We start from the raw sequence: 13,578 nt of genomic DNA, 5'->3' as shown, positions 1-13,578 counted from the left end.
AGACGACAATGAGTGTACAACTGGGCATTAACCCGCTGACGTGGACGAATGACGATCTGCCTTCCCTCGGCGCGGAGACGCCGCTGGAAACCTGTCTGAGCGAGGGAAAAGAGGCCGGTTTTGCCGGGTTCGAATTGGGTAATAAATTCCCGCGCGAAGCGCGGCTGCTTGGCCCCATCCTGCAGCGCCATGACCTGCAGCTGGTTTCCGGCTGGTACTCCGGCCGCCTGCTGGAGCGCAGCGTGGGGGAGGAGATCGCCGCCGTGCAGTCTCACCTGACGCTGCTGCGCGAGCTGGGGGCGAAGGTGCTGGTCTTTGCCGAAGTCAGCGGCTGTATTCACGGCGAGCAGCAGACCCCGGTTCACCTGCGCCCGCGCTTCCCGCAGGCGCGCTGGAAAGAGTACGGCGAGAAGCTCACCGAGTTTGCCCGCTATACGCAGCAGCAGGGCGTGCAGATTGCCTACCATCACCATATGGGCACGGTGATTGAGTCCGCCGACGACGTGGACAATCTGATGACCCACACCGGGGCGGAGGTCGGATTGCTGCTGGATACCGGTCATCTGACCTTTGCCGGGGCCGATCCGCGGGCAGTGGCGCAGCGCTGGGCGTCGCGCATCAACCACGTCCACTGCAAAGACGTGCGTGCCGACGTGCTGGCGGACGTGAAAAACCGTAAAACCAGCTTCCTCGACGCGGTGCTGAGCGGCGTGTTTACCGTGCCGGGCGATGGCTGCGTGGATTATCCGCCGATTATGCAACTGCTGAAGGCGCAGGATTATCACGGCTGGCTGGTGGTGGAGGCCGAGCAGGATCCGGCGATTGCCCACCCGCTGACCTACGCCCGTCTGGGGTACAACAACCTGAGCCGCCTGGCGCGCGACGCCGGGCTTATCTGAGGAGGTGACATGTCACGTTTGCTATCACGCTGGCAACAGCCGGACGCGGTGGGGCGCACCCAGTGCGTTACGCCGGAACGCGCCGGCTGGGGATATGTCGGCTTTGAGGCGTATGAGCTGCAGGAGGGGCAGACGCTGACGCTGCCCGCCGTCAGCGAAGAGCGCTGTCTGGTGCTGGTCGCCGGGCGCGCCTCCATCAGCACGCCTTCCGCGCAGTTTAACGACATTGGCGAGCGGATGAGCCCGTTCGAGCGCATCAGGCCGTGGGCGGTGTACGTCACCCCGCAGGAGACGGTGCAGGTGAAGGCGCTGACGAGGCTGGAGCTGGCGGTCTGCGCCGCCCCCGGCAAAGGCACATACCCGACACGGTTGATTGCGCCGCAGGATATCGACGCTGAAGCGCGGGGCAAAGGCCATAACCAGCGCTATGTGCACAATATTCTGCCGGAAGATAAGCCCGCCGACAGTCTGCTGGTGGTGGAGGTGTGGACCAATGAGGGCTGCACCAGCTCGTACCCGAGTCACAAGCACGACACGGATAACCCGCCGCAGGAGACGTATCTGGAGGAGACCTACTACCATCGCCTCAACCCCGGGCAGGGGTTCTGCATGCAGCGGGTTTACACCGACGACAGAACGCTGGATGAGTGCATGGCGGTCTACAACCGTGATGTGGTCATGGTGCCGAAGGGCTACCATCCGGTGGCGACGATGGCCGGGTATGACAGCTATTACCTCAACGTGATGGCCGGGCCGGTGCGCAAATGGATGTTCACCTGGGAAGAGGACCACGCGTGGATTAATCGCGATTATCCCGCGGATGGCGGGCGCTGAGGCTGTTTTTTGCCGGGTGGCGCTGCGCTTACCCGGCCTACAATTCGCAAAAAATTACTTTGCTTCAATCGCCTGCTCAATCGTCCGGGCAACGATCTGCGGCTGGCTTACCATTGACACGTGGCTCGCCGCCACCTCCGTGGTTTTTGCATGGATCGTCTTCGCCATCGCACGTTCAAGCGCCGGGTTAATCATCCGGTCATTCTGACTCACCACATACCAGCTCGGTTTGTTGTGCCACGCGGCGTGAGTCACTTTTTCTGCGAAAGCGTCGCCCTTAATTGGCCCCTGCGTGGCCGCAATGGTCTGTTGTTCAACCGGCTTTACATCCGGCGCGAAGTCCTTCCTGACGGCCTCCGTTGGCAGATATAAATAGCCGTCCGCCGTTTTGGCGATGCCCGCGCTGCCCGGCGGCGCAGGGACGCTTCCCGCGAGATCCGCCGTCGACTGGCCGGAGTCCGGCGCGAACGCCGCCACATACACCAGCGATTTCACCCGCGCATCATTGCCCGCTTCACTAATCACGGTGCCGCCCCACGAGTGGCCCACCAGCACCACGTCGCCGTGCGCCCGGGCGATGGCTCGCTGCGTGGCGGCCACGTCATCTTTTAGCGAGGTGAGCGGCAGCTGGACGGCAATCACCTCTGCGTGCTGTTTCTGCAACAGGGTAATCACCTTATTCCAGCTGCTGCCGTCGGCAAACGCGCCATGAACCAGTACGACGCTGGTTTTACTCTCCGCGAAGGCGCTGGTGGAAAGGGCCAGCAGGCCTGCGGTCAGTACAGACAGTGCTTTCATTTTCAGATTCCTTAAAAATGGTGGATCGCCGCATGGGGCGGTACGGTGAATTCAAGGGTTTTGTGATCGACAGGCTTATGGGTCGGATCGGCCAGAATAATCGTGACCTTGTGTTTACCGGCGGGCAGTCCCACCAGAATCACCGGCTCTCCGCTGGTATCCGCCCAGTGCCACGGCGCGTCATCCACCACCACGTGAATGTGTCCGATGCGCGGGGTCACCCTGAGCGCATCAGGACCGAACACCGGCTCGATACGCAGATTTTCGACGCGATACTGAATAAAGACCGCCCCTTTGCTCAGCGGACCGGCGAGCGGTGGATCGACAATCAGCCTGGCGGGGGGCTGCGGGTGTTCCAGCGGGGCAACGGCAGCAGGGCCGTTGACGTCTGCGGCGCTGAGGTTTTCCAGGGGCGCAGCCCCGGCGCTGGCCGACGCCAGGGCAAGTATAGGCAGCAGTAAAAATCGACGATTCATCTTTATCTCCTTATCCGTTGCGAGTGATAACGGAGACAGAAGACCATTTTTATGTATCGGCGATATTTGCCGGAGGGGGCGTTTTGTACCCGTTTGTCAGCGTGTCGCGCTGGATACAGTGCGTTACATTCTGCCTGCGCGAACGGCGCACAATCGTTATCGCCAGACCGGCAATCACCAGCGTTAACCCGGTGGAAACCCACATTGCCCCTGCGATCCCCAGCGTTTTGTTGAGCCATGCGTAAGCAAACGGCGACGCTGCCGCCATCAGCTGCGCGGGGATCAGCAGCAGACCTGTGCGGCGGGCATAGTTTTCCGCGCTAAACAGCGCCAGCGGCAGGGTGGCTTTAACGATAGTCACCAGCCCGTTGATGGCCCCATAGCCCAGCACAAACCCGGCGGCGCACCAGACAAACAGGGCGCTGCTTATCCCCACAAGAAAACAGAGCGGCATGGCGAGAGCGGTAAAAAGCGTTAAGGAGAAGGGCGTTAAGCGGGCACCGGCCACGACCTCCAGCGCGCGGGCGCCCGTCTGCCCGAACCCCCACAGCATGCCGATGGCGACCGGCAGGCCGCAGCTTGCAATAAATTCCGGCAGATGGGTGGACGTACCGTTAGAGACAAAAGTGATGAGGGCAATGAAGGCGGCATAAAGCCAGCCGTTACGCCGTTCGTTTTTCAGCGGCGGCGCGCTGACCTTTGTCGTCACCGCCAGCCGCTGCCGGGGAAGGGTGCGTATCAGCGCCGCGCTGAGCAGGCCTGCGAGGGCATAGACGCGTAACGCCTCCTGCCAGCTCATGATGTGGAGCAGGCCATCGCCCAGCGGCCAGAAGACGGCAGAGGCCAGCCCGCCCGCCAGCGTGACGCGTGAGATCGTTCTTCGCGCCTGCTGCCCGTAGAGGTTGACCAGCGCGGCGAACAGCGCATCGTACAGCGACAGGCGCATCCCGACGCCGGTGATCAGCCAGGCGCAGTACCAGCCAGACAGCGTCTGGGTAGACGCCATCCCTGCGCAGCTGATGGCGATCAGCAATGTGCCGCTCATCACCACCGTCTGGCCGCCAAAGCGCGCCAGCAGACGGGCAACAAAAGGAGAAACCGCCGCCATCACCAGCATCGCCAGCGTCAGGCCGAGGTAAATCTGCGGGGATGACCATCCCCGGTCGGCTGAAATGGCCAGCGCGAAGGTGCCGGGCATATAAAACGAGATCCCCCAGTTGATGAGCTGATTACAGCCCGCCGCGAGGGCGAGGCGGCGAGGCAGGGCCGGTGTTTCCATTGTTTTCACTCCGTTATGCAGTTGTCCTGAGCATAACGGCCGCGGTATTGTGCTGGCAGGGCCGCAACCTTATGCGCGGTATAAGAGAAACTTTGAATGACGACGCTTAATCTGGGCTATCTCGCGACGTTCCGTCTGGTTCACCAGCGCGGGAGCTTTTCCGCCGCGGCGGATCTGCTGGGCATTTCCCAGCCCGCCGTCAGCCTGCAAATTCGCCAGCTGGAGCAATTTCTGCAAACGCGACTGGTGGAGCGTACCGGGCGGGGCATCAGGGTGACGGCAGCCGGAGAGGCTCTGCTGGCGCATGGGGAGCGCATTCAACAGGCGGTGGATGAAGCCATCCGCGCCGTGAGCGCCTTCAGCCATGATGTGAGCGGCACCATTACGCTCGGCACGGGCGCAACCGCCTGCATTCATCTGCTGCCGCCGCTGCTGGAACAGCTACGCCGCGACTATCCGCTTCTGAACGTGGGGGTAACCACGGGCAACACCCTGGATATCGTCAGGGCCATCGAGGAGAACCGTCTCGATATGGGGCTGGTGACGCTGCCGGTGAGTAGCAGAGCGCTGGACGTCCTGCCGGTGATGGAGGAAGAGTTTGTGTTTATTGCCTCACGGGAGCAGCAGGAGGCTTTCAGGGCGTTTACCCCGGAGGCGTTATATGCTCACCCGCTGATTGCCTTTGAATCCGGCAGCGGTACCCGGGCGCTGATCGAGGGCTGGTTTGCAGCCAGTGGCTCAGGGATCGCGCCGGTGATGCAGCTTGGCAGTATCGAGGCGATCAAGCGCATGGTGCGCGCAGGGCTGGGCTACAGCATTGTGCCGCGCATGGCGGTGGAGCAGGAGGCCGATCGTGACGGGCTATGCGTGAGGTCGCTGACGCCGGTGCTGCATCGGCAGCTGGCCGTGGTGATGCGACAGGATAAAATCCTCAGCAAAGGGATAGCAGGCATTATTCGGTTAGTGCAAAACTCTCCGGCGAGCTAGCGGTCAGCCGTGTCGACGGTCAGGCTGGTTTGCTGAGACTGGAGTTTGTCCTGATGGTGATACCAGGCGCCAATCGAAGAGTAAACGAAGCGGCCAAAGAAAAAGAGGAAGCTGATTAACAGTATGATGCGGGTCATCCGGGTGTTAAATCGATGTCGTTTGCGCATACGCGTGACCTGACTCACTCTGTTTTTCCTGGGTAAGCCCTTTTGGGCGATAAGGATATTAAGGCACAGCGGGAAGATGGGGTCAATTCTGCAATGTGTAAATAACCGTCAACGTTTACATTATCTGATGTTATCGAAATTTATTAATGCATTTACCATCTTGATAACGTGAGGAAAATTATTTCAAAAAAGCGCCGCGAAACGTTATTTGCGTAAATTAGTTTGATTTAGGTCAACGGATTCTCAAGCCTGGTATTTAAAATCCTTCCTCCACACTGTTCGCCCTGCACGTTGCCGGGCGGCGCGTACGTCAGGTCGGATGCCTGTCTTTATGTTCCCCAGGGACTGAAAGGGGTTAAACCGGGCATCTATGAACATTCTCGCTTTCCTGAAACGCAATAAAGACCGCTGGTGGGCGCTGCCGCTTATTTTGCCAGTGGTTTTGCTGCCCGTGCTGAGTGCAGCCAATACCCTGACGCAACTGGGCGACGGTATTGTGGCGCTCTATTATTTGCCGCTCTCTTTTCTGCTCGTATTAATGCTCTTCTTTGGCTTTGCCGCCGTGCCTGGAATTGTGTTATCGCTGTTTATCCGTTATTACGACGCGGTCGGGCTGTTTGAAACCGTCGCCGGTGTGCTGCATTTTATTGTTCCTCTCGTGCTGAGCTGGGGGGGGTATCGCGTTTTTGCCCCCAGACGCAATATGACGGGGTACGGCGATATCCGGCTGATGCCGCAGCGCCTGTTCTGGCAGGTCTTCTGTCCTGCAACGCTGTTTCTCGTGTTGTTTCAGTTTGCGGTCTATCTGGGCGTGTATGAGAGTCGTCAGAGCCTGGCGGGGCTCAACCCGCTCAATATTCGCACGCTCATTAACTATCAGGCGCTGCTGGTCAGCGGGCTGACAGGCGTACCGTTGAGCTATCTGCTGATCCGCCTGATTCGTCATCCGCGCTATCTCACCCGTTTTATCTCGCAGATCCGTCTTCAGATAGACAAAAAGGTGACGCTCGTTGAGTTTTTGCTGTGGGCGATTACGCTTGGCGGGTTGCTTTCGCTGCTGTTGCTCCCGATGAATGAAAACAGCTCCATTTTCACCACCAACTATACCCTGTCGTTGCTGATGCCGGTGATGCTCTGGGGGGCGATGCGTTTTGGCTATAAGCTGATATCGCTGATCTGGACACCGGTGCTGCTGGTGTCTATTCACTATTTTTATCACTATATCCCGGTGAACGCGGGGTATGACATCCAGCTGGCGATCACCTCTTCCAGTTATCTGGTCTTCTCGTTTGTGGTGATTTATATGTCGATGCTGGCGACTCGCCAGCGTGCGGTGAATAAACGCACCCGCAGGCTGGCGCTGCTCGACCCGGTCGTACATATGCCTAACCTGCGGGCGCTGTCGCGCGATCTGGCGAAGGACCCGTGGTCGGCGCTCTGCCTGCTGCGCATTCCGGAGCTGGAAATTCTGGGCCGAAATTACGGCGTGCTGCTGCGTATTTTGTACAAACAGCAGCTGGCGCAGTGGATTAACGGCACGCTTCAGCCTAATGAGCAGGTATATCACCTGACCGGCTGCGACCTGGCGGTACGGCTTAACGCAGAATCACACCAGCAGCGCATTGATACCCTCGACGAGCATATCAAACAGTTCCGCTTTGTCTGGGATGGCATGCCGCTGCAGCCGCAGGTTGGCGTGAGCTACTGCTATGTCCGCTCCCCGGTTACTCATCTTTATCTGGTACTGGGCGAGCTGGGGGTGGTTGCCGATCTGTCGCTCTCCTCCAACCATCCGGAAAATCTTCAGCAACGTGGCGCTGTCCATCTGCAGCGCAGCCTGAAGGATAAAGTCGCGATGATGAGTCGCCTGCAAAAGGCGCTCGATAACAACGCTTTTACCCTGCTGGCGCAGCCCGTTCGCGGCCTGCGGGGCGATCGCTATCATGAAATCCTGCTGCGGATGCCGGACGTAGACGGGCTATTGCTCTCCCCCGATCAATTCCTACCCGTCGCTCAGGAGTTTGGTCTCTCCTCGCGGGTGGATTTGTGGGTGCTGGACCACACCCTGCGCTTCCTGGCAGAACACCGCGAGCAACTGCCCGGTCATCGTTTTGCCATTAATCTGGCCCCTTCAACCGTTTGTCGGGTGCAGTTCCCGCTTGAGGTGAGCCGCCTGCTGGCGAAATACGCCATTGAGCCATGGCAGCTGATTTTTGAGGTGACGGAGTGCAGCACCTTCGGCAACGGGGAGCAGGCGCAACACATCCTCCAGCAGCTGCAGAAAATGGGGGTGCGCATTGCGATTGATGATTTTGGCACCGGCTATGCCAGCTACGCGCGGCTGAAAAGCGTGGATGCCGATATTCTCAAGATTGACGGCAGCTTTATTCGCAACATCGTCAATAACAGCCTGGATTACCAGATAGTGGCTTCAATATGCCATCTTGCGCGCATGAAGAAAATGCTGGTGGTGGCAGAGTACGTCGAGACCGAAGAGATACGCAGCGCGGTTCACGCGCTGGGCATCGATTATGTGCAGGGGTATCTGATTGGCAGGCCGGTGGCGCTTGCCTCGCTGCTGGAGGCAGAGGCGTCCGTAGCGGACGCCTGAGCCGTTATGCCGCGACGTCGGCGCTCTCTTCTTCGATCTTGAGCAGCCAGCCGGTGACCGCTTCCCAGTACTGCTGCTCTTTTTCCAGGTCCAGCAGGACCAGCGCGTTCTGGCTAAACCAGTCGTGCGGGAAGCAGAGCGTCCAGTGATGGTCGTCGGTTTTAAGCTTCAGCGTGGGCGGGGTGGTGGTGGCCTGACGCTGGTTATTGAGCAACACGCCCAGGCGCAGCAGCTGAATCAGCGGCAGGAACTGCTTCTTCTTGAACAGCGTGAAGCGCGGCAGATCGTCGAGCTTGATGGCTTTACGGTGATAGCGCACCAGGGTCGCCATCATGGTCTGCTGCTCCTGGTTGAAGCCCGGCAGATCGCTGTTTTGCAGAATGTAGGCCGAATGACGGTGCATGCCGCTGTGGTTGATGTTCAGTCCCACTTCGTGCAGCATCGCGGCCCATTTCAGCAGGGCGGCGAGCTGCGGATGCGCAAGTTTAGGATTCTGCTCCTGCCATTGTTCGTACATCTGTACGGTGGTTTCCAGCACGCGCTTCGCCTGGTCGCGGTCGATGTTGTACTGGTTTGCCAGGCTTTGCGCGGTGCGGCTGCGAATATCCTGGTGGCGGAAGCGGCCTTCCATCTCGTAGAGCACGCCTTCACGCAGCGCGCCGTCGGAGAGACGCAGCTCCTTGATGGCCAGCGCATCGAACACGCCGCAGAGAATAGCCAGCCCCGGCACGAACACCGCTTTACGCTCGTCGGAAAGCCCCGGCAGGCTTAAGGCGTCAAAACTTTTATGTTTCAGTACTTCTTCGGTCAGCAGCGTCAGGCGCTCGGGGGTGATAAACCCGTCTTTTTCACCCATCGCCAGCAGCACTTCATGCGCCGCTTTGATGGTGCCTGACGCGCCCAGCGCCACGTTCCAGCCCTGGATCCGGTACTGCCAGGCCAGATTTTCCAGTTTCTGGACGGCTGCCATCCGCGCCCGCTGGAAGTTCTCACGGGTGATGGTGCCGCCCGGGAAGTACATCTGCGCGAAGCTGACGCAGCCCATCCGGCGACTTTCCACCAGACGCGGCTCAAAGTCTTCGCCGATCACAAGCTCTGTAGAGCCCCCGCCGATATCGATAACCAGCTTGCGCCCTTTTTCCGGCTGGGTGTGTTCAACGCCCATAAAAATCAGACGCGCTTCTTCGTTACCGGAAATGATCTCAATCGGGTAGGGGATCACTTTTTCCGCCCTCTTGAGGAACTCTGGCGCGTTCAGGGCCTGACGCAGGGTATGGGTGCCCACGATGCACACGCTGGAGGGCGAGAAGCCCTGCAGACGTTCAGCGAACAGCGACAGACAGTTTAAGCCGCGCTCCATCGCCTCTTCGCTAAGCATGCTGCGTTCATCAAGGCCATCCGCCAGGTGTACGCGCTGCTTCAGACGACCGATGATCTGCAGCGCGCCATCCACCTCACGGGCGATGACCATGTGGAAACTGTTAGAGCCTAGATCGACCGCGGCGAATTCCTGCGGGCGTGGGGTCTTATCATTTATCGGCATAGGTTAATCGGGTTGCTCGAGTGATTTGATATAGTCGTAAATCGCCAGTTGTGACCGCACTTTACGGCGGTTGCCGCGCGGCACGTAGCGGTTACTCAGTTCTTTGTCGATATAGCGTGCTTTCACGGTATCGCTGAACAGAATCTCGATAATGTCGAGGATCTGCTGCTTCAGACGCGGATCCAGCAGCGGTGCCGCGACTTCAATTCGGTAGTCAATATTGCGCGTCATCCAGTCTGCAGAAGAGAGATAGACCTGCTTATCACCCGCATTATCAAAAATATAGACCCGATCGTGTTCCAGGTAGCGGTCAACAATGCTGATCACCCGAATATTGTCGCTGATGCCTTCCAGTTCCGGGATCAGCGAGCACATGCCGCGGATCAGCAGATTAACCGGCACGCCGGAACTGGATGCCGCATACAGGCGGTCTACCAGACCTTTGTCGACCAGGTTGTTGAGCTTCAGGGTGATGCCGGACGACAGCCCTTTCTGAGCATTGGCGATCTCTTTGTCGATCATATCGTACAGCAGACGGCGCGAGTTCTGTGGGGACACCAGCAGATAGTCGAAGCTCACCGGGCGGTACGGGTTCTCAATAAAGTTGAACACCCGACGCACCTCGTTGGTGATGCGCGCATCGGCGGTCAGCAGCGAGTAGTCGGTATAAATTCGCGCGGTTTTCTCGTTAAAGTTCCCGGTACCGATGTGGGCATAGCGCACCACGTCGTCACCCTCTTTGCGAGAGATGAGGAACAGCTTGGCGTGAATTTTCAGCCCCGGCGCGGAGAAGATGACGTGTACGCCCGCTTCCGTCAGTCGGCGCGCCCAGTGAATGTTCGCCTCTTCGTCGAAGCGCGCCTGCAGCTCCACCACCACGGTAACTTTTTTACCGTTGTGCGCGGCGTGGATCATCGCATCGATAATGCGGGAATCTTTGGCCACGCGGTAGATGTTGATTTTGATCGCCAGCACGCTCGGGTCGAAGGAGGCCTGACGCAGCAGCTCCAGCACGTGTTCAAACGTGTGATACGGATAGTAGAGCAGGACGTCGCGTTCGCGGATGGCGTCGAAACCGTTGCGGAATTTATCAAACCACAGATGGCGCAGGCGCGGCAGCGGTTTGTTTACCAGATTGGCCTTGCCGACGTTCGGGAAGCCAATAAAGTCTTTAAAGTTGTGGTAACGGCCACCCGGCACGATGGAGTCATAGCGCGAAATGGTCAGTTTCTCGCGCAGCATTTCCACCATCGCGTCCGGCATATCGCGCTGATAAACAAAGCGCACCGGCTCCGCCGTCAGGCGCTGCTTGAGGCTGGAGGACATCAGCTCCATCAGGCTGGCTTCCATCTCGTGCACCAGGTCATATTCGGCGTCACGGGTCATCTTCATCGAGTAGGCGTTTAACGCGTCGTAATCGAAGAAGCCTTTAAAGATGTCATCCAGACAGTAGCGCAGGATGTTATCCAGCAGGATCATCGGCTTGCGTCTGCGCGGGGTTTCCGGCGGCAGGTTCACAAAGCGCGGCACCTTATCGGACGGGATCTCCAGCAGCGCGTAGCGGATGGATTCACCGCGAATAATTTCCACCGCCAGGTAGGTGTAGTCATCTTTCAGGAACTGTACCAGATCGGTTTCGCGGTTGATCAGAATCGGGGTAATGTGCTGGCGCAGATACTGCTTGAAGTAGTGGCGCAGCCAGTTTTGTTGGTTAACGGAAAGCTGACGTTCGTTAATCAGGAAGATTTGATTGCGTGCCATCTCCAGCAGCAGTTCGTTATACAGGCCGTCAAATTCCTGATCGGCTTTCAACACGCGGGACTGGATTTTGCCCAACAGATGACGCGAGTGAGAGTTTAAGCCCTGTTCTTCGCTGATGATGATGCGTCTTTTCAGCTCGGCAAAGCGAACCTTGTAGAACTCATCCAGGTTGTTGGAATAAATGCCCAAAAAACGCATGCGCTCGATCAGCGGGTTACTTTTGTCAGCCGCTTCCTGGAGGACACGTTCGTTAAATGCTAACCAGCTTAGCTCTTTCTCGATATATAACTTTTCCTGACCCATTACAGCTCACACTCCAGTTCAATCACAGGACGTGGTAAATCCGTCTCGTCCTTATTATGGCGAGCATTTCCACGATATGTCCAACAGTGCCAGAAAAGTATGACAGTTATTTTTTTTGTTGAGGATTTTAGAGGGTTGGAGAAGGGGATATCGGGTAAGCGCAGCGCCACCCGATATAACAAACTACTCTTCGGCCGCATAGCCCTGCGGAGGTAACTTCACGCCATCCAGCCATGCCGCGCCGTCGCGCATTTCGAGACGCCCGTCGACAAACCAGCTCACCACCAGCGGGTAAATGGCATGCTCCTGGGTCTGTACCCGTTCGGTCACGTCGTCTTCGTTGTCGCCGTCAAAGACCGGGACTTTGGCCTGCAGGATCACCGGGCCGCCGTCCAGTTCGTCGGTCACGAAATGGACCGAGGTACCGTGCTCTTCATCGCCGTTTTCCAGAACCTGACGATGGGTGTGCAGGCCGGGATATTTCGGCAGAAGCGAAGGGTGAATATTCAGCAAACGTCCGGCGTAGTGCGCGACAAAGGCCGGGCTCAGAATACGCATGTATCCTGCCAGCACCACGACGTCAGGGGCGTAGGCATCAATCTCCTGCACCAGCTCGCGGTCAAACGCTTCACGACCGGCAAACTGGCTGGCTTCCAGCGCGTGCGCGGGAATGTTTGCTTCCCGGGCGCGCTCAAGGCCAAATGCATCGGCCTTGTTGCTGAAAACTGCCCGAATGGTGCCGTTGATTTTCTTCTGTTTGCAGGCGTCAATTATCGCCTGCAAATTGCTTCCGTTGCCGGAAATGAGCACCACGATGTTTTTCATTCAATGACCACACGCTGTTCGGAATCGGAAGCTTTAATCGTACCGATTTTCCACGCGTTTTCACCTTTCTCTGTCAGCAGCTTAACCGCTTTATCCGCTTCACTGGCTGGCAGGGCGATCACCATACCGACGCCGCAGTTAAAGGTGCGATACATTTCGTGAGAGCTGACGTTACCTGCGGTCTGCAGCCAGTTAAAGACGGCCGGCCACTGCCATGAGGATTCGTCGATCACCGCCTGCGTGTTGTCCGGCAGTACGCGAGGAATGTTTTCCCAGAAGCCGCCGCCCGTCAGGTGGGCAATGGCGTGCACGTCAACGTTCTCGATAAGCTCCAGCACGTTTTTCACGTAGATGCGGGTCGGGGCCAGCAGATGATCGGCCAGTGGTTTACCTTCAAGCTCGGTGGTCTGTGGGTCGCAACCGCTCACCTCGAGGATTTTGCGCACCAGGGAGTAGCCGTTAGAGTGCGGGCCGCTGGAGGCCAGCGCGATCAGCACATCGCCATCGGCCACTTTGCTGCCGTCGATAATTTCTGATTTTTCTACCACGCCGACGCAAAAGCCTGCGACGTCATAATCTTCGCCGTGATACATGCCCGGCATTTCAGCGGTCTCACCGCCGACCAGCGCACAGCCAGACTGCAGACACCCTTCGGCGATACCGTTAATGACGCTGGCTGCGGTATCCACGTCCAGTTTGCCGGTCGCGTAATAATCGAGGAAGAACAGCGGCTCAGCACCCTGAACCACCAGGTCGTTTACACACATCGCGACCAGATCGATACCGATTGTGTCGTGACGTTTTAAATCCATCGCCAGGCGCAGTTTTGTGCCTACACCGTCAGTACCCGAGACCAGAACAGGTTCACGATATTTTTGCGGCAGCGCGCACAGTGCGCCGAATCCACCCAGACCCCCCATCACTTCCGGGCGGCGGGTTTTTTTCACCACACCTTTGATTCGGTCAACCAGCGCATTACCTGCGTCAATATCAACACCGGCATCTTTGTAGCTGAGAGAAGTTTTGTTGGTCACGGCTCAAGTCCCCACGCGATTGCATAGCTAGTAAGAAAAATCGGCGCAATTCTAACAGTCC

Annotated in this window: 12 protein-coding genes; 4 read left to right on the top strand and 8 right to left on the bottom strand. The window is 58.1% G+C overall.

Annotated features, from left to right (window positions below; genetic code table 11):
• Positions 1 to 8: 8 nt before the first annotated feature.
• Positions 9 to 899: a myo-inosose-2 dehydratase gene (gene iolE / locus EKN83_RS02500; RefSeq protein ID WP_126800268.1), complete on the top strand. Its 891-nt coding sequence runs from the start codon at positions 9 to 11 to the stop codon at positions 897 to 899.
• A gap of 9 nt (positions 900 to 908) precedes the next feature.
• Positions 909 to 1,733: a 5-deoxy-glucuronate isomerase gene (gene iolB, locus EKN83_RS02495; protein WP_094918400.1), complete on the top strand. Its 825-nt coding sequence runs from the start codon at positions 909 to 911 to the stop codon at positions 1,731 to 1,733.
• Positions 1,734 to 1,787: 54 nt separating this feature from the next.
• On the opposite strand, the gene EKN83_RS02490 is transcribed toward iolB, so the two are convergent.
• The 3 genes from EKN83_RS02490 to EKN83_RS02480 are packed head-to-tail and all read right to left on the bottom strand — an operon-like array spanning position 1,788 to position 4,286.
• The gene (locus EKN83_RS02490) at positions 1,788 to 2,531 is read right to left on the bottom strand and encodes an alpha/beta fold hydrolase (protein WP_126800267.1); all 744 of its coding nucleotides are present in this window, start codon (positions 2,529 to 2,531) and stop codon (positions 1,788 to 1,790) included.
• 11 nt (positions 2,532 to 2,542) lie between these two features.
• Positions 2,543 to 3,007 carry a DUF6130 family protein gene (locus tag EKN83_RS02485; protein WP_095449862.1) on the bottom strand — a complete coding sequence of 155 codons (465 nt, stop codon included), beginning with the start codon at positions 3,005 to 3,007 and terminating at the stop codon, positions 2,543 to 2,545.
• A 49-nt stretch (positions 3,008 to 3,056) separates the two neighbouring features.
• Positions 3,057 to 4,286 (bottom strand): MFS transporter, encoded by a 1,230-nt coding sequence (locus EKN83_RS02480; protein ID WP_126800266.1) that lies wholly within the window; start codon positions 4,284 to 4,286, stop codon positions 3,057 to 3,059.
• Positions 4,287 to 4,382: 96 nt separating this feature from the next.
• Here EKN83_RS02480 and EKN83_RS02475 point away from each other — a divergent pair, with 96 nt between their 5' ends.
• Positions 4,383 to 5,273, top strand: a complete 891-nt coding sequence (locus tag EKN83_RS02475; RefSeq protein WP_025758930.1) for a LysR family transcriptional regulator — start codon at positions 4,383 to 4,385, stop codon at positions 5,271 to 5,273.
• Here the strand turns inward: EKN83_RS02475 and EKN83_RS02470 are convergent.
• Positions 5,270 to 5,458 (bottom strand): YfgG family protein, encoded by a 189-nt coding sequence (locus EKN83_RS02470; RefSeq protein WP_025758931.1) that lies wholly within the window; start codon positions 5,456 to 5,458, stop codon positions 5,270 to 5,272. The two genes, EKN83_RS02475 and EKN83_RS02470, sit on opposite strands and share 4 nt — an antisense overlap.
• Positions 5,459 to 5,810: 352 nt before the next feature.
• Here EKN83_RS02470 and EKN83_RS02465 point away from each other — a divergent pair, with 352 nt between their 5' ends.
• On the top strand, positions 5,811 to 8,051 hold the full coding sequence (locus EKN83_RS02465; RefSeq protein ID WP_126800265.1) for an EAL domain-containing protein: 2,241 nt from the start codon (positions 5,811 to 5,813) through the stop codon (positions 8,049 to 8,051).
• Between the two features lie 4 nt (positions 8,052 to 8,055).
• On the opposite strand, the gene ppx is transcribed toward EKN83_RS02465, so the two are convergent.
• The 4 genes from ppx to purM form a co-directional block, all read right to left on the bottom strand.
• Entirely contained in the window at positions 8,056 to 9,594 is a 1,539-nt protein-coding gene (gene ppx / locus EKN83_RS02460) for an exopolyphosphatase (RefSeq protein ID WP_025758933.1), read from the bottom strand.
• A 3-nt stretch (positions 9,595 to 9,597) separates the two neighbouring features.
• Positions 9,598 to 11,658 carry a polyphosphate kinase 1 gene (gene ppk1 / locus EKN83_RS02455; protein ID WP_025758934.1) on the bottom strand — a complete coding sequence of 687 codons (2,061 nt, stop codon included), beginning with the start codon at positions 11,656 to 11,658 and terminating at the stop codon, positions 9,598 to 9,600.
• Positions 11,659 to 11,841: 183 nt separating this feature from the next.
• A complete protein-coding gene (purN, locus tag EKN83_RS02450; protein ID WP_025758935.1) occupies positions 11,842 to 12,483 on the bottom strand; it encodes a phosphoribosylglycinamide formyltransferase in 642 nt (213 codons plus the stop codon).
• Positions 12,480 to 13,517 carry a phosphoribosylformylglycinamidine cyclo-ligase gene (purM, locus tag EKN83_RS02445; RefSeq protein ID WP_025758936.1) on the bottom strand — a complete coding sequence of 346 codons (1,038 nt, stop codon included), beginning with the start codon at positions 13,515 to 13,517 and terminating at the stop codon, positions 12,480 to 12,482. Before purM ends, purN begins: the two co-directional genes overlap by 4 nt.
• Positions 13,518 to 13,578: the final 61 nt, after the last annotated feature.

Origin of the sequence: Enterobacter sp. WCHEn090032 (genome assembly GCF_003986875.1) — a bacterium.
GTDB classification, from domain to species: Bacteria; Pseudomonadota; Gammaproteobacteria; order Enterobacterales; family Enterobacteriaceae; genus Enterobacter; species Enterobacter sichuanensis.
The sequence above is the reverse complement of the archived record's forward strand: the minus strand, read 5'-3'. Positions and strand labels throughout refer to the sequence as shown.